The 26,041-nt window shown below is 69.8% G+C and carries 18 protein-coding genes and 1 pseudogene; 14 read left to right on the top strand and 5 right to left on the bottom strand.

Going from position 1 to position 26,041, the window contains the following annotated elements; translation table 11 throughout:
- The first annotated feature begins 458 nt into the window (after positions 1-458).
- From GTZ93_RS17775 to GTZ93_RS17745, 8 genes and pseudogenes are all read left to right on the top strand, one after another.
- The gene (locus GTZ93_RS17775; RefSeq protein WP_139920936.1) at positions 459-1,130 is read left to right on the top strand and encodes a DUF4476 domain-containing protein; all 672 of its coding nucleotides are present in this window, start codon (positions 459-461) and stop codon (positions 1,128-1,130) included.
- Between the two features lie 142 nt (positions 1,131-1,272).
- A complete protein-coding gene (locus GTZ93_RS17770) occupies positions 1,273-2,445 on the top strand; it encodes an esterase/lipase family protein (protein ID WP_139920938.1) in 1,173 nt (390 codons plus the stop codon).
- Positions 2,446-2,563: 118 nt separating this feature from the next.
- Positions 2,564-6,745, top strand: a complete 4,182-nt coding sequence (locus tag GTZ93_RS17765) for a hypothetical protein (RefSeq protein ID WP_139920940.1) — start codon at positions 2,564-2,566, stop codon at positions 6,743-6,745.
- Positions 6,746-6,853: 108 nt separating this feature from the next.
- Complete coding sequence (locus tag GTZ93_RS17760) at positions 6,854-8,056, top strand: PQQ-dependent sugar dehydrogenase (RefSeq protein ID WP_139920942.1); 1,203 nt, start codon at positions 6,854-6,856, stop codon at positions 8,054-8,056.
- Positions 8,057-8,108: 52 nt separating this feature from the next.
- Positions 8,109-8,318, top strand: coding sequence for a hypothetical protein (locus tag GTZ93_RS17755; protein ID WP_139920944.1), 210 nt, complete (start codon positions 8,109-8,111; stop codon positions 8,316-8,318).
- Positions 8,251-8,583: pseudogene (locus tag GTZ93_RS43275) on the top strand (hypothetical protein); the annotation flags it as partial. The gene GTZ93_RS17755 and the pseudogene GTZ93_RS43275, both read left to right, overlap by 68 nt.
- A gap of 62 nt (positions 8,584-8,645) precedes the next feature.
- Positions 8,646-9,080, top strand: a complete 435-nt coding sequence (locus GTZ93_RS42810) for a response regulator transcription factor (protein WP_257979381.1) — start codon at positions 8,646-8,648, stop codon at positions 9,078-9,080.
- Complete coding sequence (locus tag GTZ93_RS17745; RefSeq protein ID WP_139920945.1) at positions 9,077-9,325, top strand: hypothetical protein; 249 nt, start codon at positions 9,077-9,079, stop codon at positions 9,323-9,325. Before GTZ93_RS42810 ends, GTZ93_RS17745 begins: the two co-directional genes overlap by 4 nt.
- A gap of 57 nt (positions 9,326-9,382) precedes the next feature.
- Here the strand turns inward: GTZ93_RS17745 and GTZ93_RS17740 are convergent, their stop codons facing one another.
- Positions 9,383-9,640, bottom strand: coding sequence for a hypothetical protein (locus GTZ93_RS17740; protein ID WP_139920947.1), 258 nt, complete (start codon positions 9,638-9,640; stop codon positions 9,383-9,385).
- Between the two features lie 190 nt (positions 9,641-9,830).
- On the opposite strand from GTZ93_RS17740, the gene GTZ93_RS17735 reads away from it, so the two are divergent.
- The 4 genes from GTZ93_RS17735 to GTZ93_RS17720 all read left to right on the top strand — a co-directional run bounded on the left by GTZ93_RS17735 (position 9,831) and on the right by GTZ93_RS17720 (position 16,170).
- On the top strand, positions 9,831-13,094 hold the full coding sequence (locus GTZ93_RS17735; RefSeq protein WP_161662887.1) for a carboxypeptidase-like regulatory domain-containing protein: 3,264 nt from the start codon (positions 9,831-9,833) through the stop codon (positions 13,092-13,094).
- 101 nt (positions 13,095-13,195) lie between these two features.
- Positions 13,196-13,684 (top strand): NUDIX hydrolase, encoded by a 489-nt coding sequence (locus tag GTZ93_RS17730; protein ID WP_139924131.1) that lies wholly within the window; start codon positions 13,196-13,198, stop codon positions 13,682-13,684.
- Between the two features lie 116 nt (positions 13,685-13,800).
- Positions 13,801-14,331, top strand: coding sequence for a DUF2780 domain-containing protein (locus tag GTZ93_RS17725; RefSeq protein WP_161662886.1), 531 nt, complete (start codon positions 13,801-13,803; stop codon positions 14,329-14,331).
- Between the two features lie 132 nt (positions 14,332-14,463).
- Entirely contained in the window at positions 14,464-16,170 is a 1,707-nt protein-coding gene (locus GTZ93_RS17720) for a hypothetical protein (RefSeq protein WP_161662885.1), read from the top strand.
- Between the two features lie 2 nt (positions 16,171-16,172).
- Here the strand turns inward: GTZ93_RS17720 and GTZ93_RS17715 are convergent, their stop codons facing one another.
- The 3 genes from GTZ93_RS17715 to GTZ93_RS17705 form a co-directional block, all read right to left on the bottom strand.
- The gene (locus tag GTZ93_RS17715) at positions 16,173-17,318 is read right to left on the bottom strand and encodes an acyl-CoA dehydrogenase family protein (RefSeq protein WP_139915548.1); all 1,146 of its coding nucleotides are present in this window, start codon (positions 17,316-17,318) and stop codon (positions 16,173-16,175) included.
- 50 nt (positions 17,319-17,368) lie between these two features.
- The gene (locus tag GTZ93_RS17710) at positions 17,369-20,314 is read right to left on the bottom strand and encodes a carboxypeptidase regulatory-like domain-containing protein (RefSeq protein ID WP_139915549.1); all 2,946 of its coding nucleotides are present in this window, start codon (positions 20,312-20,314) and stop codon (positions 17,369-17,371) included.
- 98 nt (positions 20,315-20,412) lie between these two features.
- Positions 20,413-21,282 (bottom strand): hypothetical protein, encoded by an 870-nt coding sequence (locus tag GTZ93_RS17705; protein WP_161662884.1) that lies wholly within the window; start codon positions 21,280-21,282, stop codon positions 20,413-20,415.
- A 328-nt stretch (positions 21,283-21,610) separates the two neighbouring features.
- Between GTZ93_RS17705 and GTZ93_RS17700 the strand changes: the two genes are divergently transcribed.
- On the top strand, positions 21,611-23,746 hold the full coding sequence (locus GTZ93_RS17700; RefSeq protein WP_139915551.1) for an ATP-binding domain-containing protein: 2,136 nt from the start codon (positions 21,611-21,613) through the stop codon (positions 23,744-23,746).
- Here the strand turns inward: GTZ93_RS17700 and GTZ93_RS17695 are convergent.
- Positions 23,737-24,414 (bottom strand): hypothetical protein, encoded by a 678-nt coding sequence (locus tag GTZ93_RS17695; RefSeq protein ID WP_139915552.1) that lies wholly within the window; start codon positions 24,412-24,414, stop codon positions 23,737-23,739. The genes GTZ93_RS17700 and GTZ93_RS17695 overlap by 10 nt on opposite strands.
- A gap of 281 nt (positions 24,415-24,695) precedes the next feature.
- Here GTZ93_RS17695 and GTZ93_RS17690 point away from each other — a divergent pair, with 281 nt between their 5' ends.
- The gene (locus tag GTZ93_RS17690) at positions 24,696-26,000 is read left to right on the top strand and encodes a pectin acetylesterase-family hydrolase (protein WP_120578763.1); all 1,305 of its coding nucleotides are present in this window, start codon (positions 24,696-24,698) and stop codon (positions 25,998-26,000) included.
- Positions 26,001-26,041: the final 41 nt, after the last annotated feature.

The raw sequence follows: 26,041 nt of genomic DNA, 5'->3' as shown, positions 1-26,041 counted from the left end.
GGGCCAGCGTCCTCGCGCAGCGCACGGCACATCCCCAGGGCCGTGATCGCCACCAGGCGCTGGACTCATCGGGCTCCGTTGCATGGAACGTCACGGGCTTGAGGGCGCTCACAGGTTGCTCCATCCCGGCTTGACCTTGAAGTCGAAGACCTTGCCGGCAGGACTCTCTGTTCCGGGTCGTCCCCTTCTCGACGGCCTCGAACCTGGAGGGATGCGCCAGCGGCGGCGCGCATCCGACGCAAAGCAGCCCCAGGAAAGGCGTGCGGCGATGCCGGAGCGCCCCTGGGACCGCCCCGACCCGGTGGGCCCCCGTTTCTCTCAGACAATGAGTCTGGGTCCGCTCCGCCGAACCATGTGTTTCATGTGAATAAATGCACGAACGGTGCGTGGAGAGGGCACGGCGGCGAGAGCGCACAGCGCTCCGGCCGCACCGAACCCGTTTCCCACCAGGACTTCACATGAACCGCATCGTCCGTGCCGCACTCGTTTCGTCCCTGTTCGTTTCGTCCGCCAGCTTCGCGCAGGACGCGGAGTTCAACATGCAGGTGGACATCAATGATCAGGACGTGCCCTCCGCGCGCATCAAGATGAAGACGACGACGAACGTCGATGGCGAGGAGACGACCACCGTGAAGGTGCGCGGCGGCGGCGCCCGGATGGACGTGCAGATGACGGGTGGAACGACGGAGTCGGAGAGCTACTCGGAGTCGCGGACGACGGAGACGCGGCGGGAGCCCCGGATGCACTCGCGCCCGGAGATGCCGGTGGCCGCCGAGGCCGCTCCCTCGCACCGCGACTGTGGCACGCGTTCGGACGAAGGCTGCATGATGCGGCGGGATGGGCAGTTCCCGATGGACGCCTCCACCTGGAGCGGCTTCTACCAGTCGCTCAAGAGCGAGAACAACGAGATCGTCCGCCAGGAGAAGGCGGACAAGATGCTCAAGCGCGTCTACCTGACCGCGATGCAGTTCGGCATGGTGCTGGACCTGTTCAAGAATGAGATTGTCCGCCTGGACGTCGCGCGCATCGCCGCGCCGCACGTGGTGGATCCGCAGCACGCGCTGGGCTTCTCCTCCAAGTGGCGCAACTCCATCAGCGGCAGCGAGTACACGGACATCATCACCCAGTAGTCCCAGGCAGCCCCGCGCGTCTCGGGCGCATCACCACCCGAGACGCTCCGGTGGAAGGACAGACATTCCGGGCAAAGGGTTCGGGACTTCACGTTGACCCCTCCCCGGCGTCTGGGGCGGTCCTCACGTTAGGCTTGTCCCCATGACCCACCGCCACCGCGTCTATCTGGTCCCCGGCTTCTTTGGCTTCACGCAGATGGGTGACAAGGAAACGGAGCGCATCGCCTACTTCCAGAACGTCCCCCGTTTGCTCGAGCAGCGGTTCCAGGAGCGAGGCATCGATGCGCGGGTGCATGCCATCGCCTCCGCCCCCACCTCCGGGCTGGAGGCGCGGGCCCGCGACGTGTTCCGGGAGATGGCTCGGACCGCGAACGAGGACGACGCGCAGCTCCACCTCGTCGGGCACTCCACGGGCGGGCTGGATGCACGCAGTGTCGTCTCACCGCGCATGGCGCGGGAGGCTCCGGACTTCGTGAAGCGCGTGCGCTCGGTCGTGACCATCGCGACCCCGCATCAAGGCACCCCGCTGGCCAGCTTTTCCAACCAGGGCGGCGTGGGGAAGACGCTGCTGCGCTACCTGTGGCTCTTCACCTTCCTCACCCTGCACCGCAAGGCCATGCCCTTGCGGACCGCCGCGCTGCAGGCGTGCTACTGGCTCGTCCTGCGGAGCGAAGAGGCGAAGCTCCCGCCCAACCTCTTCAATCAAATCGTCCGGCTGACGGCGGACCTCTCCGAGGGCGAGCGCGAGGAGCTCATCCAGTTCTTCAGCCAGGTGGGCGAGAACCAGGTGCTCATCCAGGACCTCATGCCCATCAGCATGCGGGCCTTCAACGCGAACACGGCGGACCGGGAGGGCGTGCGCTACGGCTGCGTCGTCACGGGCGCGCCACCGCCCAGGTGGTCCTTGCCCCTGCTGCTCACCCCCGACGCGCTCCTCCACGGACTCTTCGCCTTCCTGTATGCGAAGAGCGCGCCCCAGTCCCGGGAGCTCCAGATTCCCGAGCGCACGCCGGCCCAGACCCAGGCCCTCCAGGATGTCCTTGGCCGGAGGTTCGAGTCCAAGAGCGATGGCATCGTCCCGAGCCGCTCCCAGGTCTGGGGACAGGTCCTCCACGTCGCGACCGCGGACCACCTGGACGTCATGGGCCACTTCGACCAGCCCCCGGAGCACATCAGCTGGCTGAAGTCGGGCTCCCACTTCCAGCAGCCGCAGTTCCAGGCGATGTGGGACCGGGTGATTGACTTCACGGTGGGCGGCGCCGCGACCGTTCACCCAGGCAAGGAAGAGGAGCGACGCGCGTCCAGCGACGGGTGACGTCCCGCCCGCCTCGCGTTGTCTGTCTTTCGGTTCACCCCCACGTCCGGTAGAGTCCACGCCGACGACGGGGGGACAATCCAATGGGCATGAAGCCTCCCCCCCGGGAACACCTTTCATGCGCCATCTGCTCCTTCTGCTCGCGGTCACGTTCCTCGCCTGCTCCTCGGCGCCCTCTTCCGGCCCCGATGCTGGCGAGCCCGACTCGGGCGGGGTCTGCGGCCCTGGAAACTGCGCAGGCTGCTGCGACGCCGCCGGTCAGTGCCGCGAGGGCACGGAGCAGACCGCCTGCGGCATGGCGGGGGCGGCGTGCAGCGACTGTGTCACCGCCGCTTGCGTCACCGGTGGGTGTGAGACACCCGTGGAGTCCATCGGGGATACCTGCGCCACGCCCTACGCGCTCGCGCTGACCGAGGGGAGCGCCACGTTCCAGGGCGACCTGCGCCGCTACGTGCCCAACAGGCTCGGCTGCGTCGCGGGCTCGCGCGACGCGGTGTACGCCTTCACGCTCGCGGCCCCCGCGGAGGTGGACCTCTCCGTCGTCTCGCGCACCCCGGGGTTCGAGCCCGTGCTCAGGGTGGGCAACACCTGCGCGCGCCCGGACTGCAATGCCTCCGGATTGGAGCGCTCCCGCTTCGAAGGCGTGCTGGCCCCGGGGACGTACTTCGTCGTCGTGTCCACGCGGACCCTCACCGCCGGCGAGTTCGACCTCGCGCTCGGCACCCGGCCGCCGCCCAGCGGGGAGCGCTGCGCGGAGGCCGCCCTGCTGCCGTTTGATTCCCACCGCCAGGCCACCGTCCAGGTGCAGACCCAGGGCCGCGCGGACGACTTCACGCTGGACTGCATGACCTGGCCGCCCGGTCCCGACTCCGTCTACCGCTTCCGGGTGGACCAGCCGAGCGACTTCACCGCGACACTCGGCGACGGCGACCTCTGGGGAGGAAGCATGCTCGCCCTGCGCTCCGCGTGTGACGGAGTGGACCTGGGCTGCGGCCCTGCCCTCTCCGTCGCCGACCTCGCGCCGGGCGAATACCTGCTCTTCGCCGATTCAGCCTTCGACGGGACGAGCAGTCCCCTCACGGTGACGGCACAGCTCACCGGGGCACGCCCCCAGGGCGAGACGTGTGGACGTGCCGTCCCCCTCACGCTTTCAGGCGGCACCGCCCACCTCACCGACACCCTCCGCGGCGCGACGAACGACGTTCCCGAGCGCTGCAGCGACTCCATCAACGCTCCCGACCGCATCTATTCGTTCACGTTGGACCAGCCCATGCTCGTCAACGCCACCGCCACGCGGCTGGGAACGAGCGGCGCGCTCTCCGTGCGCGTACAGGAGGCCCGCTACTGCGGGACGTCCTTTTCGACGGGTTGCCAGTGGGGAGCGACGTCCGCCACCGTCCAGGAGCTGCTCCCCGCGGGCACGTACGTCCTCGTCGTCGAGTCCGCCACCGGCATCGACTACACGCTCGACGTGAGCGCGGTGCCCCCACCCGAGGGGGAGTCGTGCACCAACCCTGTCGGCTTCGACCTTCCCGCGGGGGGCGGCACGCTCACGCATCAGGCCAGCACGCGGGGCAGCTCGCAGGAGAACTACGTCTATGAATGCATGGGCGCCAACCTGCTCGACCTGCCCGACCGCGTCTACCGCCTCACGCTCACCGATCCGCATTCGAACCTGGTGGTGACGGCCACCGCGACAGGCGCGAACAACGAGGCCCCGGCCCTGCTCCTCGTTACGGATTGCCTGGGCACCACACCCGTGGTCCAGAACTGCGAGTCGACGGTCCAGGCCTCGCGCGTCCTGCGGAAGACGGCCCTCCCCGCGGGCACCTACTTCCTCTGGGTGAAGAGCCCGAAGGAGGCCGGGGCCGACTACCGCCTGGACGTCTCCGCGACGCCGACCCCGGAGGGCGACACCTGCGCGGTCGCGACCCCGGTGACGCTGTCCGGAGGGCCTGCGGGCGGCTTCGCCACGCTCACGGGGACGACCGAGGGAATGTCGGACGACCTCCGCGACTGCACCCCGGCCAGCACCGCCTCCTTCCCAGAGCATGTCTATTCGCTCACGCTCGACCGCGAGCTGGACGTGAAGGTGAAGATGACGCCCGCGCAGGCCTCGGCCCGGGGCATGGTGTCGCTCGCCGACGCCGCGTGCCAGGTGTCCCAGAGCGTGTGCGGGCAGCAAGGCGCGGACGGGGTGACGACCCTGCGCGCGGGGAGCCTCAAGGCCGGCACCCACTTCTTCTCGGTCGACCATACCTCCGGAGGCCCGGACGCCTATTCGCTCGAGTTCTCCGCGACCCCGCATCAGCCGGGAGAGACCTGCGCGAATCCGCGCCCGCTGGTGTTCTCCGAGGGCGGCGCGGGAGGCACCGCGGTCCTCGCGTTCGACGCGCGTGACTTCTTCGATGAGCCGTTCTCCGACTGCTCCGTCGACGGGGCGGACGCGTACTTCACGTTCACCACCGACCGCGTGCTGGACCTGTACGTGGACGTGTCGCACGACGAGTCCAAGGGGGCGCCGCTGCTGTCGCTCATCCGGACCTGCGGCGAGAGGCTCTCCTGCCAGCCGGTCTCTCTGACCACGGGTCCATTCGGACGGGGCAGCCTGCAGCCGGGCACGTACATCCTCGCCGTGGACTTCTATTCCGCGCAGTCGGAGAGGCCCGTGACGATTCAGGCCTTGCTGACACCGCCCACCCCCGGTGACACCTGCGCGCTCGCCCTCCCGCTGGGGCTTCCCCCGGAGGGAGGCACCACCGTGCTCTCCGGAACCTTCACGGGCGCCTTCGACAACCACCAGGGTGATTGCACGTATTCGGGCCTCTCCGGCGAGGACCGCGTCTACACCTTCACCACCTCCGTGCCGATGAGCTTCATCGCCGAGGCCACCGCGGGCACGAGGGCCCCGACCCTCACCCTGCGCCGCGGCACCTGTGACGGCCCGGAGGCCAGCTGCGCCGTGGGCGGTCTGGCGCGCGCGTCCATCCGCGACGCGAACCTGGCCGCGGGGACCTACTACCTGTTCGTGGACAGGGCCTACGAAGGGACCACGGACTACTCGCTGAAGGTGTCCCTGGGTTCGATACCGGCGGGTGACGTCTGCGCCAACGCGCTCCCCCTGGGCCTGCCGACGAGCGGCCCCGGCCAGGTCACCGTCCAGGGCGACACGGGGCGCTTCTTCCACGACCTGACGCCCTCCTGCGGGGAACCGTACGAGAGGCGCGCCGCGCCGGACACCGTCTATACCTTCACCACCACGGAGCCGATGAACCTGCGCCTTTCCACGAAGGCCCTCACCCCGGGTTTCCGGCCCACCGTGGCGCTGCGCCGGGCGTGTGGCGGCGCCGAAACCGACCTGCGGTGCGCGGCGACTCCCGACAATTCGCCCGACACCTGGACGAGCTACCGCGACCTGCCCGCGGGCACGTACTACGTCGTCGTCGACGGATTCAGCACCGCGTACGTGGGTGACTTCGAGCTGGTGGCGCGCCTGTCCCGGCTGGACCATGCGGAGCCAGGCGAGAGCTGCGCGAATCCGGAGCCGTTGACGCTCTCCCAGGGCGGTTACGGGCGCGCGACGCTCACCCGCGCGTTCGGGGACTTTCCTGACCACGAGGGCTGCGGGAGGAGCGATGGCAGCGATGCCGTCTTCGCGGTCACCACCGACCGTCCACGGCGCCTCCATGCCCGCGTCTCGGGCTCGCGGGCGGAGACACAGCCGGCGCTGTCCGTCCGGCGCAGCCCCTGTGACGACACCGCGTCGCAGCTTGCCTGCATGCTCGCCCAGAACGGCCACTCCCGCGTCTCCACGGACCTGCCCGCGGGCACGTCGTACCTCCTCGTCAAGTCGGGACTGCTCACCCCGGCGGGCACGTTCCAGCTGGACGTGGAGGTCGACGACTTCGGGCCGGGCGACCTCTGCGCGGGCGCCCTCCCCCTGGCCCTCTCGAATGGCGCGGCGGGCGGCACGGCGACCGCCACCTTCAACCCGGCCACGCACGGCTCGGACGCGACGCTGACGTGTGACTCCGGCAGCCGGCCAGACACCTTCTTCACCTTCACCACGGACCGGGTGCTCAACCTGTCGGCCACGCTCCTGCGTCCGAATCAGTACACGGGCGAGCCGTTCTCCATGGGGCTGCTCGCAGGCTGCGGAGGTCCAGAGCTGGCGTGCCGCGGCCCCGACTCTTCCTTGGACCCGCTGGTGCTCACGCGAAGCGCACTGCCCGCGGGCACCCACGTCCTCGTCGTCCGGGGTGGACTGGGCACCACCTTGAACCTGACGCTCAACCCCTGAGCGTCAGCACCGCCGAGGGGCGCCGCGACTGTTCACCCGGGCAACCGAGGCGGCGATGCGTGCCGGGCGACGGGTGACGTCCCGCCCGTCCCGGCGGAGAGTCACCCCATGCGCCATGGACTCGTGACCTCGTTCCTCTCCGCCCTCCTGCTGAGCGCCGTCTCCGGAGCCCAGCCGGTGGAGACCGCGCCCCCGAACGTCCCGGAGTTCAAGCCCGCGTTCCCGCAGCAGACGCGCGCCCCGGAGGTGAAGACGCGCACGCCCATCGTGGTGACGGAGATCGCCTCCGGCTTCAACAAGCCGTGGGCCATCGCGTTCCTGCCGGATGGGCGCTTCCTCGTCACGGAGAAGCCCACGGGCTCGCTCTTCATCGTCACCACCGCTGGCAAGAAGTCGCCCCCGGTGGCGGGCCTCCCCAAGGTCGACGGACGCGGACAGGGCGGGCTGCTCGACGTGGAGGTGGGGCCCGACTACGCGAAGAGCGGGCTCATCTACTGGACCTATTACGAGCCGCGCGAGGGCGGCAACGGGCTCGCGGTGGCGCGCGCGAAACTGGTGGATGGCCCGAAGCCGCGCATCAAGGGACTCCAGGTCATCTTCCGCATGCAGCCCACGCTCGAGTCCACGCTGCACGCGGGCGGACGGCTCGTCTTCACACCGGACGGCAAGCTCTTCGTCACGCTCGGCGAGCGCTCCATCCTCCCCGGCCGCGTCCAGGCGCAGGACCTGAAGAGCGACTTCGGGAAGGTCGTCCGCATCAACCCGGATGGCTCCATTCCCCAGGACAATCCCTTCGTGGGCAGGAAGGACGCCCGGCCGGAGATCTGGTCCTCCGGACACCGCAACATCCTCTCCGCGGCCCTGGACGCCCAGCAGCGGCTCTGGATCGTGGAGATGGGACCGCGCGGAGGCGATGAGCTCAACCGCCCGGAAGCCGGCAAGGATTACGGCTGGCCCACGATTGGCTATGGCGAGGAATACTCGGGCCAGCCCATCCACAAGACAACGCAGGCCGCGGGCATGGAGCAGCCTGTCTATTATTGGGATCCGGTCATCTCCCCCTCGGGGCTCACCATCTACTCGGGGGCGCTCTTTCCGGAGTGGAAGGGGAACTTCTTCATCGGCGGCCTGTCCAGCCAGGCGCTGGTGCGGCTCGTCTTGAAGGACGACCTCGTGGTCGGAGAGGAGCGCCTGCTCACGGAGCGCAACGCGAGGATTCGCGAGGTGGTCCAGGGGCCCGACGGTGCGCTCTACCTGCTCACGGACGCGTCGAACGGCCGCCTGTGGAAGCTCACCCCGGGGACTCCATGAATTCCCAGGAGAGATATGCTTCAAGCCGAAACATCCTCACCGGGAGACACACATGATGACGTCGTTGAAGAAGGCGGGCCGGGTGCTGTTCGCGATGGGCGCGGGTGCGTTCGTTTCGTTTGGGGCCACGCTGGCGCTGTCCACGCCCACGACCGCGGAAGCATCTCAGGTGGAGTGCTACGCCGAGGAGTGCAATGCCAGCTGTGTGGCGAAGGGCTTCCGCCTGGGCAAATGTGTCAAGGCGGCCTGTACCTGCTTCTAATACCGAAAGCTTCGTGTCGTTGGCGCGTCTCGAGCCTACGCCCTGGGCGTCGAAACCGGCCCCTTCAGGTCATGGACTCGCCGCGGTCGCGCCCACGAGTGGGCCGGAACGGAGGTCGTCGATGACAGTTCCGGCTCGCATTCTGGTTGTCGAGGATGACGCCCCCATCGCCGCGGGCCTCGTACGTGGCCTGAAGCAGGCGGGGTTCCAGGTGATGCTCGCCACCGACGGGGAGCTCGCATTCGAGGCGTCCGAACACGAGCGGCCTGATTTGGTGGTTTTGGACCTGAATCTCCCCGGGAAGGACGGCTTCGAACTGTTGGACGCGTGGAAGGGCCCCGGCTGCGCTCGTTTGGCCTGGGGGCGGTGGACTATCTCGCCAAGCCCTTTTGGATGGAGGAGCTGGTCGCGCGCATCCGCGCCAGGCTGCTGCTCCTGGAGGAGCGACCGCGCCGCGTCCTGCGTTGGGACGATGTACGCCTGGACCTCGATGCGCGCGAGGTGAGCATCGAGAGCACAGGCCCCGTGTCGCTGACCCGCCATGAGTTCAACGTGCTGGCGTATCTCGTGGAGCGCCCCTGCAGGGCCATGACGCGGGCCCAGATTGCCCAGCACGCCCTCCCGCCCAATGAGGAGCGCGATGACCGGACGGTGGACTCCCATGTCGCACGCCTCCGGAAGAAGCTCGGGCCGGCGGGAGCGCGTATCCGGACGTCCTGGGGCATCGGATACCAGTTCGCCCCGCCAGAGGAGTCTTCGTGAGGCTGTACAACCGTCTGGCACCGCGCATCCTCGCGGCCTCCTCGCTCCTGGGCCTCCTGGGGACGCTCGGGACCTCCTACCTGGCGACCTTCATGGGGGTGGATACCGCGTTGCCGCGGAGCACGCGCTTCGCCACCTCGCTCATCCAGTCCACCCATCGCGAGGAATGTGTCGGTTTCTCGTTGGAGTTCTCCAGCAACATGCCGCGAGGGTTGAGGGTGGTCATCGAGGGCCCCCAGTCGTGAGGCGGAGGGCCGTGGGTGGCGCGTTCGTGCCTCGTCACCCCATGCCACTCGCGGACGTCAGCGAGACTTGCGTATGCAGATCTTCTTCAGGGTCGCCGCGCAGGTGTCTTCCAGGGCCTTGTCGCTCTTCTTGTCACCGACCAGGACCGTGTACTTCAGCGCGTACTCTTCATTCATCATGTTGAAGCGGACGCTGCCCGTGTACGTCTTTCCCCGCGGGTCCGAGGTGGACTCGTCGGTGGGCATGTCCACGCCGTTGGCCCAGGCCCTGACTGCAAGGCACATGGCCGCGGTGGCCACCCAAAAGGCTTTCATGATTTCGCATTCCCCTCAGGTCGATTCCCCATGCGTTCACTGCGCCCCCATGGGCGACCGTGTCGACCTGCCCTCCACCATCGCGTCGAGATGTTGAGGAAGTGTGGAGAGCGTGCTCAAGGCGGGTAGACCTCGGAGTGGCCCGACGCGTTGATATCCTCCAGCAGGCTCATGGTGGAAAGGTGAGGCGATGAGGTACGGATTCGGAGGAGCGCTGGCCTCGTGCGTGCTCGTATTCGTGCTCGGGTGCTCGACACCGCAGGAGCACCTCGTTCTGGCGCATCGAGACGGGGGTGCCGTGTCCGCGGGTGACTCGCAAGCTGTGCGAGGAAAGGTGCTGGGCCCGCGGGGGGCCGTCGCGAATGCCGTGGTGCTGGCGACGGTCGCCCGGTCACCGAAGCCGCTGGAGATGATTCCCTGTCCATCCCGCGACGACTGGGAGGACTACGGGCTCCTCTCACCCCACTGCCGGGCGGCGTTGTTCACGCTGGAGTCGTGGCGCTCGGAGCGGTTCGAGGAGGAAGGTGTCCTGGTGCGCACCACCACGGACCGCGAGGGTCGCTTCACGCTGACGGGGTTGGGGGCGGGGAGCTTCACGCTCTGGGTCGAGAGCCCCTCGGGCGCGGGCCTTCGGGAGGGCATCACCGCCGGAATGCAGGACGTGGAAGTGCGGCTGGCGGAGCCGCGTCCGCTGCGGGGGCGGGTACGCGACGACAGAGGACAGTTCGCCGGGGACGTCCTGGTCACCGCCATCCACGTCACGCACCGCCGATACTTCGAGGCTCGCACCGACGCGGCGGGCCGGTTCGGGCTCCCTCCGCTTCCTCCTGGCGAGTACGTCATCCTCTTCCAGCGGGAGGGGCTGCTCTCCAGGTTCGAGGAGCTCCACGTCGCGACCCCTCCTCCTCTTGAAGTGACGATGTCGCGCTCACGGACGCTGCCAGGGCGCGTGCTGCGGGGGACGAAGCCGGTGGTGGGGGCCCGGGTGTCACTCCACGGCCCGTTTCCCAGCAGGGAGACGACGACGGACAGTGCCGGACGCTTCACCTTCGAAGGCGTGCATTCGGGGCTTCATCTCCTCGCTGCCCATCACCAGGGGCTGGACGCGCTCTCGGAGGTGAAAGTGCGAGAGGGAGAGGAGGCTCCGTCAGTCGAGCTCTCACTGGGGACAGGCGTGCGGCAGCGGGGCCGGGTCGTGGACGCCAGGGGGCAGCCCATTCCCGGTGCGACCGTGTACGCGCGGATCCGGGGTGGCACGGAGTTCGACTCCGCCTGGCCTGCGAGGAGGAAGACGAAGTCCGCCGCCGACGGCACGTATGAATTGGGCCCCCTGGAGCCTGGGCGCTACCTGTTCCAGGCCCTCACCGACGGCTTCCTCGGTGAGTGGGGCACGTGGATTCGAGTGGACGGCGTGAAGCCCAAGACCTTCGTGCTGCGCGACGCCGCGGTGGTGCGGGGGGCCGTGGTGGACACGGAGGGCCGGCCGGTGGGCGGAGCGCGACTCGAACTGTGGTCCAGGAAGGACGACATGGTCCCCTCGGACCTGCGCCACCTGGGGCCTCCGTGGTACCTGGGACTGGAGTCGGGGGGCTCCACGACGTCCCGTCAAGATGGAGCCTTCTTGCTCAACGCCACGGCGGCGGGCCCCTGGTTCCTGCGAGTCCAGCGGGAGGGCTTCCAGGACATCGTCCTTCCCGTGACGTCGCCGGGTTCGGATTTGCGCATCACGCTCGGAGAGGGCGCGCGCGTGAGGGGTGAGGTGACGAACTCGGAAGGAGCGCCCGCCCGGAACGTCCGCGTGAGTCTGTTGCCTGTCCATGACCCGACGGACTCCCTGCCCGAACTGGCCACGATGACGGATGCTCAGGGCTCCTTCACCTTGAGGGGGCTTCCCCCAGGGAAGTACCGGCTCCAGGCGGAGGCATGGAGTTCCCTCGAGAAGCGGTGTGTGGGGAGGGACTTGGAGGTTGCCGGTACGGAGGCGAAGCACGAGTCCTTGCGGCTTGACCAGGGGCTGCGTGTCTCGGGGCACGTGGTGGACTCCGCGGGGAGACCTCTGGTGGGCATGGAGGTGAGCCTTCAGCGAGATGGCACGTCGCAGGGGGGGGAAGGGCCAGGCTCCGTGTCATGTCCTTCGCACCTGTCCACCTCACGCGCCTGGGTTGGAGATGATGGGCGCTTCGAGGTGCTCCGTCTGGACTCCGGACCACACGAGCTCACCGTGCGCGCGCGGGACTACGCGTTGGATGCCCAGGCGAGCACCGGGATATCGGCATCCGAGCACGCCAAGGCCGTTGTCGTGCAAGCGGGAAGCTCGGGCGTGCGCCTGGTGCTGCGCCATGCGCCCGGCATCCGAGGGCGGCTCACCCGCGAAGATGGCTCCCCCATCACACGCTTCAGGCTGGGCGATGAGGTGGTCGAGGACTTCGAGGGCGCGTTCTATCTCTCCACGGAGGACGCGCCGCGGACGTCCCCGCTGGTGTTCAAGGCGGCTGGGCTCGTGCCTGTGTCACGCGTGGTGACAGCGAGCAGGGGGGAAGACGTGGACCTGGGAGCGGTGGTGGCGGCCCAGGGGCGGGTGGTGAAGGGGCGGGTGACGAACGCCGTGACGGGGGCCGCCGTCGTTGGCGCGCGGGTGCACCTGGATGGAGTTCCCGAGGACGCACAAGCGTGGACGGAGTGGGTGGACGTATCAGCCGCCGAGGGAGGGGTGCGCACGGCGGTGGATGGCACCTTCACCCTGACGCAGGTGGGGGAGCTCCCCGGGACTCTGCTCGTGACGCATCCCCGATTCGTGCAGGCGCGCGTGCCCCTTGCCGAGCAGGGCGTCTCCGTGCGGCTCGAGCCCGGGGCCACGGTGCAGGGCACGGTTCGTGACGTGCATACTCGCTTGCTCCGGATTGTCCTGTCCCGCCAGGGAGAACCCTTCGCGGATGACATCCGCCTGGAGGGAGAGCACTTCTCACGCTCGGACATCCCCGCGGGCACCTATGAAGTCTCCGTCGAAGCCTCCAGTGACAGGGCGCCCCCGTTCGAAATCAAGTCACAGACCGTCACGCTCCCGCCGGGAGGGACAGCGACGTTGAGCTTCATGAACATGAAGCGGGTGACGCTGCGCCTTCGTGCCCCCATCAACCTGGAGCACCTCGAGACAGCGCTGGTTCCGGGGAAGGTGCCCATGCCGAGAAGTGAAGCCGAACGGCAGAGCATCCTCATGGACGCCGACCCCATCTACGAAAGTGACGAGCGCACCTGGGTCTTCAAGTCCCTGAAGAGCGGGACCTATACCTTCTTCGTCTTCGAGCCGAGGGGCAGCGTCGTCCGGACGTTGCGCCAGGAGGTGACGTTGCCGGACCGGGGCGAGGTTGCCCGCGCACTGGAGATGAACTGGGTGGACGTGCCAGTGAGCAAGGCGGACGAAGGTGCGCTCGGTACCGGGACGCCCCGACGCTGAATGACACCCCGCACAGCCCGGGCGGCCCGCGCAGCGGAACAGGCGCACGCGGGCGGAGTTCGTCTTGACGCCCTGCCCGAATCAGGCGACGAACCGGGCCCATGCCCTACACTCCCATCGTCGCCACGCTGGGCTACGTGATGTCGCCGGACGGCCAGCAGGTGCTGCTCATCCACCGGAACGCGCGCCCGGAGGATGCCCATTACGGCAAGTACAACGGCCTGGGCGGCAAGATGGACCGCGACGAGGACATCGCCGCGTGCATGCGCCGCGAGATTCGCGAGGAGGCCGGCATCGAGTGCACGCGCATGGCCCTGCGCGGCACCCTGTCCTGGCCCGGCTTCGGCAAGCACGGCGAGGACTGGCTGGGCTTCATCTTCCGCATCGACGCCTTCGAGGGCACGCCCCTGGAGAAGAACCCCGAGGGCTCCCTGTCCTGGGTCCCCGTGTCCTCCATCCTGTCCCTGTCGCTGTGGGATGGAGACCGGCACTTCCTGCCGCTCGTGTTCGACGCGGACCCGCGCCCCTTCCACGGCGTCATGCCCTACGAGGGCGGTCGCGCGGTGAGCTGGTCCTTCACCCGACTGTAGGGCTCCCTCCGGGCGTCCTCCGACCAACGCTCACGGCCGTTTTCCAACCAGCGCTCCGGCCTGGACCGCTAGAACCTCCGCCTCACACTTGGGACTCACGTGAAGGAGCGCGGCGCATGGACCTCATCGGACAGCTCTCGCAGCAGCTTGGAGTGGATGGCACGCAGGCACAGGGGCTCGCGGGTTCGCTCCTGAAGCTGGTGCAGGGCTCGGTGCAGGAGAAGGTGGGCCCGGACGCGGCCCGGCAGATGGACCAGGCCATCCCGGAGATGCAGGGCTGGCAGCAGCAGGCACAGGCCCCCGCGGGTGACGGCGGCGGCCTCATGGGCGCCCTCGGCGGCATGCTCGGCGGCGGTGGTGGCGGTGGTGGCGGTGGCGGCCTCATGGGCGCCCTGGGCGGCGCGGCGGCCCACGCGGGAGAGATCGCTGGCGTGGTGGCCATCCTCCAGCGCTTCAACCTGGACGCGAGCAAGGCCACCCTGGTCGCGCCCCTGCTCCTCAACTTCCTCAAGTCCCGCCTGGACCCGGGCCTGGTGGGGAAGATCCTCGCCGTGATGCCCATGCTCGCGGGCGGCGCCGGTGGCGGCAGCGGCCCCCAGGGCGGCGGCGGACTGGGCGGAATGCTCGGCGGCATCCTGGGGAAATAGGAGCGCCGCAGCCCCTGCAAGGGCCTGTCACTCCAGGGGGTTGGGGGAAACGTCGTGCGGGAATGCAAAACAATTCCGCTCGCGGTGACTTGAAGGGGAACGGCGGGCTCACACCCGCCAGGAGCCCCGGTCATGACCTTCCTGTCCCGCATGCAGCCCTCCCCCGCTCCCATCGCCCCCCGCCGGCTTCCGGAGGCCCCGTCGCAGGGCCCCGCGAACCGTCCGGCGCAGCGGCCCGCAGTCGGGCGGCCGGGAGACGGGTTCGAGGTGCGCGGTGGGCGCGCGGGTCCGGCCGGGGTGGGTGGATGCGCGGCTCCGGCCGGAGCTGGAGGCCATGCGGCTCCGGCCGGAGGTCCGGGAGGCATCGCGGCGGGCGGCGTCAGCGGCGGCACGCAGGCGGGCCCCGTGACCGGCGGGGCTGGGAGTGATGGGCCTGGAGCCCTGGGGCTCGAAGGTGGCGTCGCGGGACAGGTACAGCCCGACGTCCTGGCCACAGGCGGCGTGGGCGGCACCGTGCAGCCGCAGGGCGCGATGGAGCAGCTGCTGCAGAGCGCTCGCGACAACGTGCCCGGCTTCACCTGGCTGGAGTCCAAGGTGGACGGGGCCCTCAAGGTGCTCGGAGCCGGCACCGACGTGACGGGCTCGCAGGCGGACATCGAGTCCATGAAGCCGGGGGACAAGTTCTCCACGTCCGGCGGCTTCGACGGCGGCTACAAGATTGGCCGCCTCCAGACGCGCGCGCAGATTGAAGTCAGCTGCGAGGAGGGCATGCGCACCCACCCGTCCACGGGCGCGCGCGAGCCGGGGCCCAACTACCGGCTGAGCATCGACTCGGAGGTCCTGGGCGGCGTGGGCTTCGAGAACAGCAAGCTCGACGCGAAGCTGCTCGCGGGGGGTGGCGGCAAGGTGGAGTTCAAGTTCGAGACGCCCGCCGAGGTGGCCCGGGCCAATCGCATCATGGACCGCATGAAGACAGGCATGCAGGCCAACATCGCGGGCGCGGCCGACATGCCTCCCAAGGAAGACATCGAGTGGCTGCAGAGCAAGATGGCCGCCGTGGAGCTCCGTGGCACGGGCGCCGCGCAGTTCGCCGCGGACATCCCCGTCCCGGGCGGCCCGCTGGTGAACAACCTGGACGTGGGCGGCAAGGCCCGCTCGGACCGCACGGTCCGCATCGAGTTCCCGGAGGGCAAGCCGCCCGAGGTCGTCATCAAGGACGCCGTCCAGGTGGAGGTGGGCGGCGGCCCGAACCGGAACCTGGAGGTGGACAAGTCCATCGTCGGGCCGGACCGGATGAAGCTCCCCATCAAGGGCGGCGTGAAGGTGGGCACGTCGCTCAAGGGCAGCGGCAAGTTGGAGGTGGAGACGCGCATCCCGCTGCCCGCCGGCTCAAAGACAGACGAAATCCTCAAGGACCCGAAGGCCGCGCTCGGCCCCGCGCTCAAGGACCTGACGGCGAACTCGCGCAGCAAGGTCACGCTGACGGTGGAGGGCGCCGGCCTGGTCCAGGGCAACGGCAAGGGCACGTCCTATGAAGTCAGCATCGAGGGCAACCCCGGCACGCTCGTGAAGAACGGCGCGTTCGGCAAGCTCCTGGAGGGGGACGTGCCAGGGGCGTTCAAGAAGGCCGGCGAGGACGCGAAGGTGGAATACAAGGAGACGTCCTACACGCAGCGCGGCGTCTCCATGGCGCCTGGCTTCAAGGTCGGCCCCGTGAAGGTGGGCTGGGAGCTGGAGGTGGCGCGGCGCACCGTGGACGGCACGCCCACGACGTGGACGGGCAATGGTGCCGACGCGGCCCGGTGGCTGGAGGGCACCCCGGAGAAGCAGGCCGCCTGAGGCTACAGCGCCATCGTCCCGGCGATGATTTCCTTCATCACCTCGGACGTGCCGCCGCCAATGGTGAGCATGCGCACGTCGCGCCACGCCCGCGCGACGTGTGACTCCTCCACGTAGCCCATGCCGCCGTAGAACTGCTGGCAGTCATAGGCCACGCGCTGGGCCAGTTCGGTGGTGAGGAGCTTGGCCATGGCAATCTCCTTCACCGGCTTCTGCTTGCGTTTGCGATTGAAGAGCTGCACCGCCTGATAGGTGAGCTGCCTTGCCGCCTCCACGCGGGTGGCGTGGTCCACGAAGGTGTGGCGCCACACCTGGAAGTCCAGCAGCCGCTTTCCAAACGCCTGACGCTCACGGCCGTAGCGGATGGCTTCACGCAACAGGTCGTCCATCACCGCCACCGTGTAGAGCGCCGTCACCAGGCGCTCCGCGTGGAAGCTGTTCATGATGTGGAAGAAGCCGTCGTTCTCCCGGCCCAGCACGTAGCGGGCGGGGATGCGGCAGTCCTCGAAGTAGAGGATGGCCATGTCCGACGAGCGGTGGCCCACCTTCTGGAGCTTCTTCGACACGGAGAAGCCCTTCACGTCCGTGGGCAGCGTCACCAGCGAGATGCCCGGCGCCCCCTCCCCGCCCGTGCGCACCGCCAGCACCAGGAAGTCCGCGCGGGCGCCGTTGGAGATCCACGTCTTCGCGCCCTGGATGACGTAGTCGTCGCCGTCCCTTCGCGCGGTGGTGCGCAGCCGGGCCAGGTCCGAGCCCGCGTCCGGTTCGCTCATCGCCAGCGCCGCGATGCGCTCGCCGGTGAGCGCGGGGGCCAGGAACTCGCGCTTCTGCTCGTCGGTGCCCAGTTCGTTGATGACCGGCGTGGCCATCTGCCCCTGCACCAGGAGCGACATCGCCACGCCCCCGTTGCGCGCCCGCGCCAGCTCCTCCGCGAAGGCGGCCACATACCAAGAGTCCAGCCCGCTGCCGCCATATGCAGGGTCGTGGCTGATACCGAAGAAGCCCAGCTCGCCGCAGCGGCGGAACACGTCGCGAGGGAACTCGCCGGCCTGGTCCCACTCCAGCGCGTGCGGAGCCAGCTCCTTCTCGACGAACTGACGCACGGTGCGGCGGAACGCCTCGTGCTCCGGGGTGAAGCGCTCATCCATGGGGTGGGATGCTGTCAGGGCCGGCCCCGCGCTTTCAAGCCGCGCCTCCGTCAGCGTGCGCGGATGAACGTGAAGGACAACGCCTGGCCGCCCCGCAGGAGCGCGAGCACCGCGGGGCTGCCCGGCGCGCCCAGCTCACGCCGCCGGGCCTCGCCCATGTCCAGCACCACCGCCCCGTCGATGGAGCGCAACACGTCCCCCACCTGGAGGCCCGCCACGTCCGCGCCTTCCGCGATGCCGCTGATGACGACGTCCCGTCCCGTCATGCCGAAGGTCAGGCCCAGCCGCCCCGGCTCCACGCGCTGAAGCCCCAGGCGCCAGTCCCCCAAGGCCTGCGTCTTCCCGGCGGCGAGCAACACCCGCCGGTCCACCAGCTCGCGCCCCCGGCTCCACGCGGTGAGCCGGTGCGCGCCCGGGGCCAGGTCCTTCAACTCGAAGCGTCCGTCCGCGCCCGTGGTGGGAGATGCGATGCCGTCCGCGTCCACATACGCGCCCGCCAGCGGTTCGTTCGTGCGCGCATCCACCAGCCGTCCGGACACGCCGCCGCCCGCGTCCACCACCACCTCCACGGCGGCCTCCGCGCCGGACGCGAGCGTCACGTCCACCTTGCCCGCGCGCCCGTCCGGCAGCGTGACCGTGACAGTGACGCGCGTGGGGAAGACGTCTTCCACCTGGAATGAGTCCCCGGAGAACTGACGCTCCACGCGGGAGAGGAAGTCGTCCTCGCCGCGCGCCGCGGTGACGGTCAGCGTGAAGCCCCGCACCTCGCGGCCTCCCGCCGAACGCACGGTGCCCCTCAATCGGGCCGCGGGCTTCAGCTGGAGCGTGAGCTCCTTCTGGGACGCGGACACGCTCGCGGCCTCGCCCTGCCGTCCGCCATTCGTGGACCAGACGCGCCACGCATCCGAACCCAGGCCGTCCAAGGCCAGCACCGCCCGGCCGGAGGCGTCCGACATCTCCTCCGCCTGGATGTCCGTGTGGCCCGCCTCCGTGGCCATCACCGTCGCGTGGACGCTCGGCGCGCCGTTGGGCTCCAGCACCGTCACGCGGAGCGGCTTCCTGGGCTCGCCCACCACCAGGTCCACGTGGCGCCGGCCTCCCGCCTCCAGCTCCACCACCTGCTGCTGGTCGCCGTTCTGGAAGCGCAGCGCGGACAGCCACGCGCTCAACTGGTAGCGCCCCGCGCCCACGCGCATCGACCACGTTCCATCCGGCTTCGCGGGCACGTCGACGGACTCGGAGGCGGGAGCACCCACCCGGTGCGCGGTGACCGTCACCGCGCCGGACGGCCGCGCTCCGTCCTCCTTGCGCACGGTGCCCTCCAGCACGCCTTCACCCACGAGCGTCAGCCGCGCCGTCGCCGTCTTCCCCGCCTCCACGCGCACGGGCTGGCGCACTTCGTCCTCGCTGTCCGCGCGGCGCGCCGCGACGTACACGGTGCCCTCCGGCACGTCCTCCAGCGTGAAGCTCCCCTGCGCATCCGTCACCGAGGGCAGCGCGTCCGGCAGCGGCCTCCACTTGAGCTGGGCCACCACCGTCACGCCGGAGAGCGGCGCCTCCGTGCCATCCACCACCGTGCCCTTGATGCGTCCCGGCGCCGCGAGCTCCAGCACCAGCTCGAAGCGCTGCCCCGCGAGCACGCCCAACCCCGTGCGCGTGAGCGGCTGGAAGCCCGGAGCGCGCACCTGAAGGTCGTAGGCGCCCGGCGCGAGTCCGCCGACCTCGAAGCGTCCATCCGCCTCCGAATGTGCCTGGAGAAGGTCCGCCCGGTCGCCATGCGCGCGCACGCCCACCGTGGCCCCCGCGATGGCCTCGCCCGAATCCTTGCGCCGCACCACGCCCACGAGCGACGCCGCGCCGCTCAGGCGGATCCGCACGTCCTTCACCGTCATGCCCGGCCCCACGACGATCGGGCCCTCGGCCGCGCCAGTCTCCGCCTTCATCGTCAGGCCCGGCCCCGCGACGGCAGCGCCCTCGGCCGCGCCAGGCTCCGCCTTCACCCTCATGCCCGGCCCCACGACGGCCGCGCCCGTCTCCTCTCCGTGGCGGGCCGTCACCTGGAACGACCCGGGCGGCACGTCCAGCGAGAAGCTCCCTGTGTCTCCGGCCTCCACCTCCACGGCGCCGTCCTCGCCCCAGGCGCTCACGCGCGCTCCCGGCGCGGGAGTTCCATCCGCGCGGGTGACGAAGCCCTCGATGAACGCGGAGCCGTCCAACTCCACGCGCACGTCCGCCCCAGGCACGAGCACGCGTGCGATGCGACGGGGCGCGTGGCCCGGGGCTCGCGCCTCCAGTTGATACTCACCGCGCGCCAGCCCATGAAACCCGAACGCGCCCCGTGCGTCGCTGAGCGCTTCATGCCGCGCCTCGTCCGGCACCGACGCGCCCGCCTGGAGGAACACGGGAAGCGCGTCCTCGAAGCCGGTATGCGGCGTGAGCGTCAGCTCCGCCATCGGCACGGGCGCGCCGCCCGCGCGCTCCACCGTCAGGCCCGTCAGCGACACACCGGGTTCCAGCAGGAGGCGGACCGGGGTCACCGCTTCGCCATGGGGACGCGTCACCTCCGCGCGCGCCAGCGCCAATCCTTCCGCATGCGCGGTGACGAGATAGGGCCCCGGACGCGCGGGCAGCACCAGCGCTCCCGCCGCATCCGTCCGGCCCTGCCCCGCCACACGCCACGACGGCAGCCGTGAGCCCGGGGACGCCGGACCTGGCAGGTACAGCGTTACCTCCGCGCCCACGAGCGGCCCCGAGGCCGTGGCGGTCTCCACGCGCAGCGCTCCATCCGCGTCCCGCATGGGCTGTTCCACGGGCGCGGTCGCCCCGCCCCCATTGCGCACCGGGGCCCGCGCCGGGACGGACGCGGGCCGCTCAGGGGATGCCACCGCTTCAGCGCGCACCTCCGCCGCGGGCGCGGAGGCGCGCATCCAGACGAAGACGCCGGCCAGCAGGAGCGCCAGCCCGGCCACCACGACGAACACCTTGCGAGACGACATGCACCCTCCGGGGGAGGTGGGGAGCCGCGCCCCAAGACACCTCACCCGGCCCCCCGGTTCCAAGGGGGCGTCTCGCGTTTTTCCGCCGCAACGCAGCGCTACAGGGGCAGGAACGCGATGCGAATGCCCAGGGTGAACAGCGCGTGGAAGCCGTCATTCACGGGATCGAGCCCCTGGTCGCGGGTGCCCACGCCGGTGATGTCCAGCGTCTGCGAACCGGTGCGCACCGTGTACTGGCCCACGGACGCGGTGATGATAGGCCCCACCGCCAGGGCCCGCGTCAGCCGCACGTCGCCGCCCAGCGTGAGGCGCGCGATGGTGGGCCCCCGGTCCGTGACGTGCGTGTCCACGTGCGTGGGGAGGAACACGCCCGGGGCGACCTGCACCTGCGTGTCTCCCTCCACGTGGCTCTTGAGGATCTCCAGGCCCAATCCCAGGCCAATCCACGGATCGAAGCTCGCGCCCGGCCGGAGGTGGTAGCGGACCTCCGGCCCCACGCGCCACTGGTAGGTGTTGCAGTCGAAGCCCTCCGGGCACGACACCTCGTTCGTCTTCGTCAGCACCGGCTCCCAGCTCCCCCACACGCCCAGGTAGAACCGCGGCGTCACCCGGAAGCCCAGCTCCGCGATGATGGGAAAGGAGATCTTCGCGGACTGGGTGATCTTCAGGTCCTGCATGCCGCCGCCCGGGGCCGGGCCGTCCGTGTAGACGTAGCCCAGGCCGAAGCCCACGTTGCCGCTCACCGCGAACTGCGGCCCGATGCGCCCCTCGGGGTGGTGTCCGCCCGACTTCTGCGTCTCCTCCGAGCTCATCGTGGGGGTCGTGGTCGTCGTGGTCGTCGTGGACGTCTCCGACTCCGTCTGGGGTTCCGCCGGGGGCTCCGGCTCCTGCGCCCCCGCCGACGTGGCGATTCCCAGCGCGGCGGCGAGTGACAGCGTCCAGCGGAACGGCGCATTCATCGAGGTCATCCGGTACATCCTCCGTGTTCGGGATGGATGCGGAAGGAAGCAAGCCGCGCGTGCCGTTAGAAGCCACCCGCCTCCAGCGCGCGCCGCCATTCGACAGACAACCCCCGTCCGCGATCAGTCGCGGACATCCACCCCACCCTCTGGGGAGGCAACCTGGCGGGGTGGATGGGAAGCGCGCGTGCGGGAGGACCCGGGAGAAGGGACGGGCGCCTCCACCGCGATCCTCAATCTAGCAAGTCGGCCCGAAAATCCAACGGGTTGACCCGGCGGTGGCCAGCGTTCACCTTGCCCGCTCCACGCACGCCCACGGGCGGAAAGGAAAGACCTCATGGCCGGCCAGGAGCAGGAGCTGTCGCCCGAGGCGCTCGCGCTCATCGCCGAGGAAGAGGCCCTGCTGTCACGCGTCCAGCAGGCGCTGACGGAAGCGCGCCGTCAGGCCGCGGAACGCACGCTGGACACGCAGGGGCTGATGGCCCAGCTGGCGGTGCTGCGCGACGACGCCACCACGGCGCACGCCGCGGACCTGCCGCACGTCTTCACCCAGATGAACGAGGTGCGCTCCATGCTGGAGCGGCAGGAGGCCATCCCGCTGCCGGACGCGCACGCCCCCTACTTCGCGCACCTGCGCCTGGCCGGGCCCACGGGCGCGCGCGACTACCTGCTCGGCCGCACCAGCTTCGCCAACCTCTCCGCCGGCGTGCGCGTCATCGACTGGAGGTTCGCCCCCGTCGCCCGCGTCTTCTACAACTACGAGGAGGGCGACGCGTTCGAGGAGTACTTCGGAGACCGGCTCTCCGAAGGAGAAGTGGAGGCGCGCCGGCTGGTCATCATCGAGAAGGGCGTGCTCACCCGCATCAGCACCGGCCCCTACCTGCTCCAGCGCGATTCACAGGGCCGCTGGCACTCGCGCGGCCGTGACGCGGCCTCCGTGCTCGCGGGCGGCAGCGGCACCGCCGCGCGTCCGGGCTTCCTGGGCGTGGGCCGGGGCGCCACGCACGTGGAGGACGCCTTCGGCGTGACGGCGCTCCTGGACGCGGAGCAGTACGCCGCCGTCAGCACCGGCCCGGAGCAGCCGCTGCTGGTGCTGGGCAGCGCGGGCAGCGGCAAGACGACGGTGGCGCTGCACCGGCTGGCCAAGGTCATCTTCGACGACGCGAAGTCGTACCCGCAGGCGCGCACCAAGGTCGTCGTCCCGGAGGCGGGGCTGGCCCGGCTCACGCGCCGGCTGCTCGCGCCGCTGGGCCTGGGCAAGGTGTCCGTGGAGACGCTGGAGGCCTGGTCGCTGGCCACCGCGCGCTCCGCCTTCAGCGTGCCCGGCATCAAGCTGTCCCCGGAGACGCCCGCGCTCGTCTCGCGCTTCAAGCGCCACCCCGCCCTGCGCCGCGCGCTGGCCGGCCGCGTGCCCGTGTTCAAGGGCAAGGCCCTGCCCCCCACGCTGGACCGGCTGCGCCTCAAGCTGGCGGACGCGTACCTGGACCGCGCCTTCGTAGAGGCCGTGGTGGCGGACGCGAAGGGAGAGCTGCCGCTCACCGTGGTGGCGGAGGTGCTGGAGCACACCCGGCAGCAGACCGCCACGCCGCTGTCGCGCCAGTACAAGGGCTTCGACGAGGACCGCCTCGTCACCGTGGACGGGCGCGCGATTGAAGCGGACACGCCGGACGCGCTCGCGGGCACGGTGGACGCGGACGACCTGCCCGTCCTGATGTTCCTCAAGGCGCAGCGGGGCGCGCTGGGCGCGGAGCGGCTGGCGCACGTGGTGCTGGACGAGGCGGAGGACTTCTCCCTCTTCGAGCTCTTCGTCGTCAGCCAGCTGCTCGCGGACAGCCGCAGCTGCACGCTCGCCGGAGACGAGGTGCAACAGACGACGGCGGGCTTCGCCGGCTGGGACGCTGCCCTGGACGAGTTGGGCATCCGCGACGCCGCCACCTGCCGGCTCCAGGTGTCCTACCGCTGCCCGCGCCCGGTGGTGGTGCTGGCGCAGCACGTGCTGGGCAAGCAGTCCCCGGCAAACGCCGCGAAGGCCGGCCGCGAGGGCGCGCCCGTGGGCTTCCACCACTTCCCCGACGAGGCCCAGGCCTGGCTGTTCCTGGGAGACGCCCTGCGCGACCTGGTGCTGCGCGAGCCGCACGCGTCGGTGGGCGTCATCGCCAGCAGCCGCGAGGCCGCCCAGTCCTTCCACCGCGTCATCCGGGAGATGCCCTGGGCGCGGCTGGTGCTGGAGGGCGACTTCTCCTTCGAGCCCGGCGTGGACGTGACGGACGTGGACAACGTGAAGGGCCTGGAGTTCGACTACGTCGTCCTGCCGGACGTCACCGCGCGCGCCTACCCCGCGGACGACGAGGCCCGCCGCAGGCTGCACGTCGCCGTCACCCGCTCGTCCCACCAGCTGTGGGTGGCCTCCTCCACCGTGCGCTCCCCGCTCATCCGCACCTTCCCCGGCGCGGACGAGTCGAATCAGGGCTGACGGCCGCCGCCCGCGCGCCACTCCTTCTGCCGCTGGGCGTGGGCCTCGCGGCGCGACAGCGCCTCCGCCTCCTGGCGCGGAATCTCCGCCAGACGCGTGCGGTGCATGTTCACGCTCAGCTCCAACAGGCCCCGGTGCTCCGCGGGCAGCTTGTCGCCGTAGTCCTGCAGCATCGTGGTGGCGAAGGCGATGGCGTCCTCGGACACCTGGCGGCGGTGCTCGTAGTACTGGTGCACCTCCTCCTCCGAGGCCTCGTTGGACTGCACCTTGCCGAAGAGGGCGTTCCACTTCGCCTTCACCCCCTCACGGCGGCGCAGCTCCTCCGGGTCCTTCGTGGGCGCGTCCAGTTCGAAGTACAGGTTGCCCGGCAGCTTCGCGCGCAGCACCTCCAGGTCCACCGGATAGGGGCCGGACTCCGCGTCCGGTGCCGCCTGCACCTGGGCCGTCGCCGCGCCCACCAGGTCCAGCCCGCCGTCCTTCGCGCGGGGCACCGCCGGCGTGGAGGCGAACACGGGCGGCGGCGCGGGAGCCTGCGTCACGGGCGCGGGCGCCGGGGCTGGCGCGGCGTCCTCCGGAGCCTGCCCGCCAAAGACAAGCCACGCCCCCACCGCCAGGGCCAGGACTCCCGCCGTGCCCAGGGGCAGCTTCCATCGCGCGTGCGTGCTCATGCCCAAGGCCATACCCCGCGCCCCGCGCCCGCCGCAACCCGTGTCATGGCCCGCCAGCAACGCACCGCGCAATTGATACAATTAAGACATGACCTCGCGCGTCAATTCTCAAATCCTGACTGACGCACGCCGCCAATCCCAATCGTTTCGGATGGAATGCTGCACCCAACACGGAATTCACTATTTTCACCGCAAGCGAAGTTTCCCCGCTTACGACTGATAAACAAAGACGTATCATCCCCGGCCGCAACCCCATTCACTCCCCCTTTGGAGGAAGCCGCATGAGAAGTTTTCTCTGGATGAGCCTTCTGGCCCTCTCCGCCCCCGTGGGCGCCGCGCATGCCGAAGTGCTGGTCGAAGGCATCGTCGACGTGCTGGTGGACGGCGGCAACAACTACGCCTGGCAGAAGGTCACGCTGCCCGGCACCAAGTGTGGCAACGGTTCGCAGTACAAGTTCTTCGTGCACAAGACGAACTCGCCCAACCTGCTGTTCATGATGGAGGGTGGCGGCGCGTGCTGGGACTACGATTCCTGTAGCGGCCGTACGGGCATCCTGGGCGCGGCGAACCCCAACGGCATCTCCGACGATTACATGACGCAGTTCACGGCCAAGTACGTGTCCCCCATCGTCAACGGGGCGGACCCGGGCCTTCCCTTCCGTGACCGCAAGGACATCGTCACGAAGGACTGGAACATCGTCTACATGCCGTACTGCACGGGCGACGTGCACATCGGCAACAACACCAAGGTCTACACGGACACGACGGGCGGACAGGCGCCGCTGACCTGGTCGCACTCCGGCTACACCAACACGCTGGCGGCGGCGAACTACGCCAAGCAGAACTTCCCCAACGTGCAGAAGCTGCTGGTGACGGGCTACAGCGCGGGTGGCACGTCCACCTCCGCTGGCTACTACTTCATCCGCAAGGCCATCAACCCGGCCAAGGGGTACATGATCAACGACTCCGGCCCCATCTTCATGGCGCCGAACGCGAACTCCCTGTCGCGCCCGCTGCACGACAAGATCCGCTCGTCGTGGAACCTGGACTCGGTGTTCAGCCAGCTGCCGGCCAGCTTCAGCATCAACGACATGGGCTCCATCAACAAGATGGTCGCCACCGAGTTCCCGAACGATCAGCTCGCGTACACGGGCTACACGATGGACTACAACTACTCGCGCTATTCGTATGAGCGCTTCAAGACGCCCAACGACGAGGCGTCCGTCCACGCGTACTGGAAGACGGACCAGGACGCGTTCGTGAACGAGCTGAACAAGTACAACAACTTCAGCTATTTCATCCCGCACCACCGCGCCATCAACGCCAGCCACTGCAGCACCATCATCACCTTCGTGGGCGCGCACGCCTGCCAGCGCATGGAGAAGAAGTACTGGTACGAGTACGTCTCCAGCCCCTGGCAGTCCTGGGCCTGCCACGGCGAGATGGTCCCCATGGACGTCTTCCTGTCGCGCTTCATCAACAGCAACCAGCGCGTCCGCATCTACGAGCCGGCCAACAACTACAACAACGAGGACGCGGGCATGAGCATCCTCGCGCCCCTCATCAACGGCGCGCTCGGCGGGTAATCCCCTCCGTCCTTCGCTGAAATGAAAACGGGAGCGGGCCT

The sequence above is a fragment of the Corallococcus exiguus genome, from assembly GCF_009909105.1.
GTDB lineage: Bacteria > Myxococcota > Myxococcia > Myxococcales > Myxococcaceae > Corallococcus > Corallococcus exiguus.
Note: the sequence above shows the minus strand (reverse complement) of the source record. Positions and strands in the feature narration are given on the sequence as shown.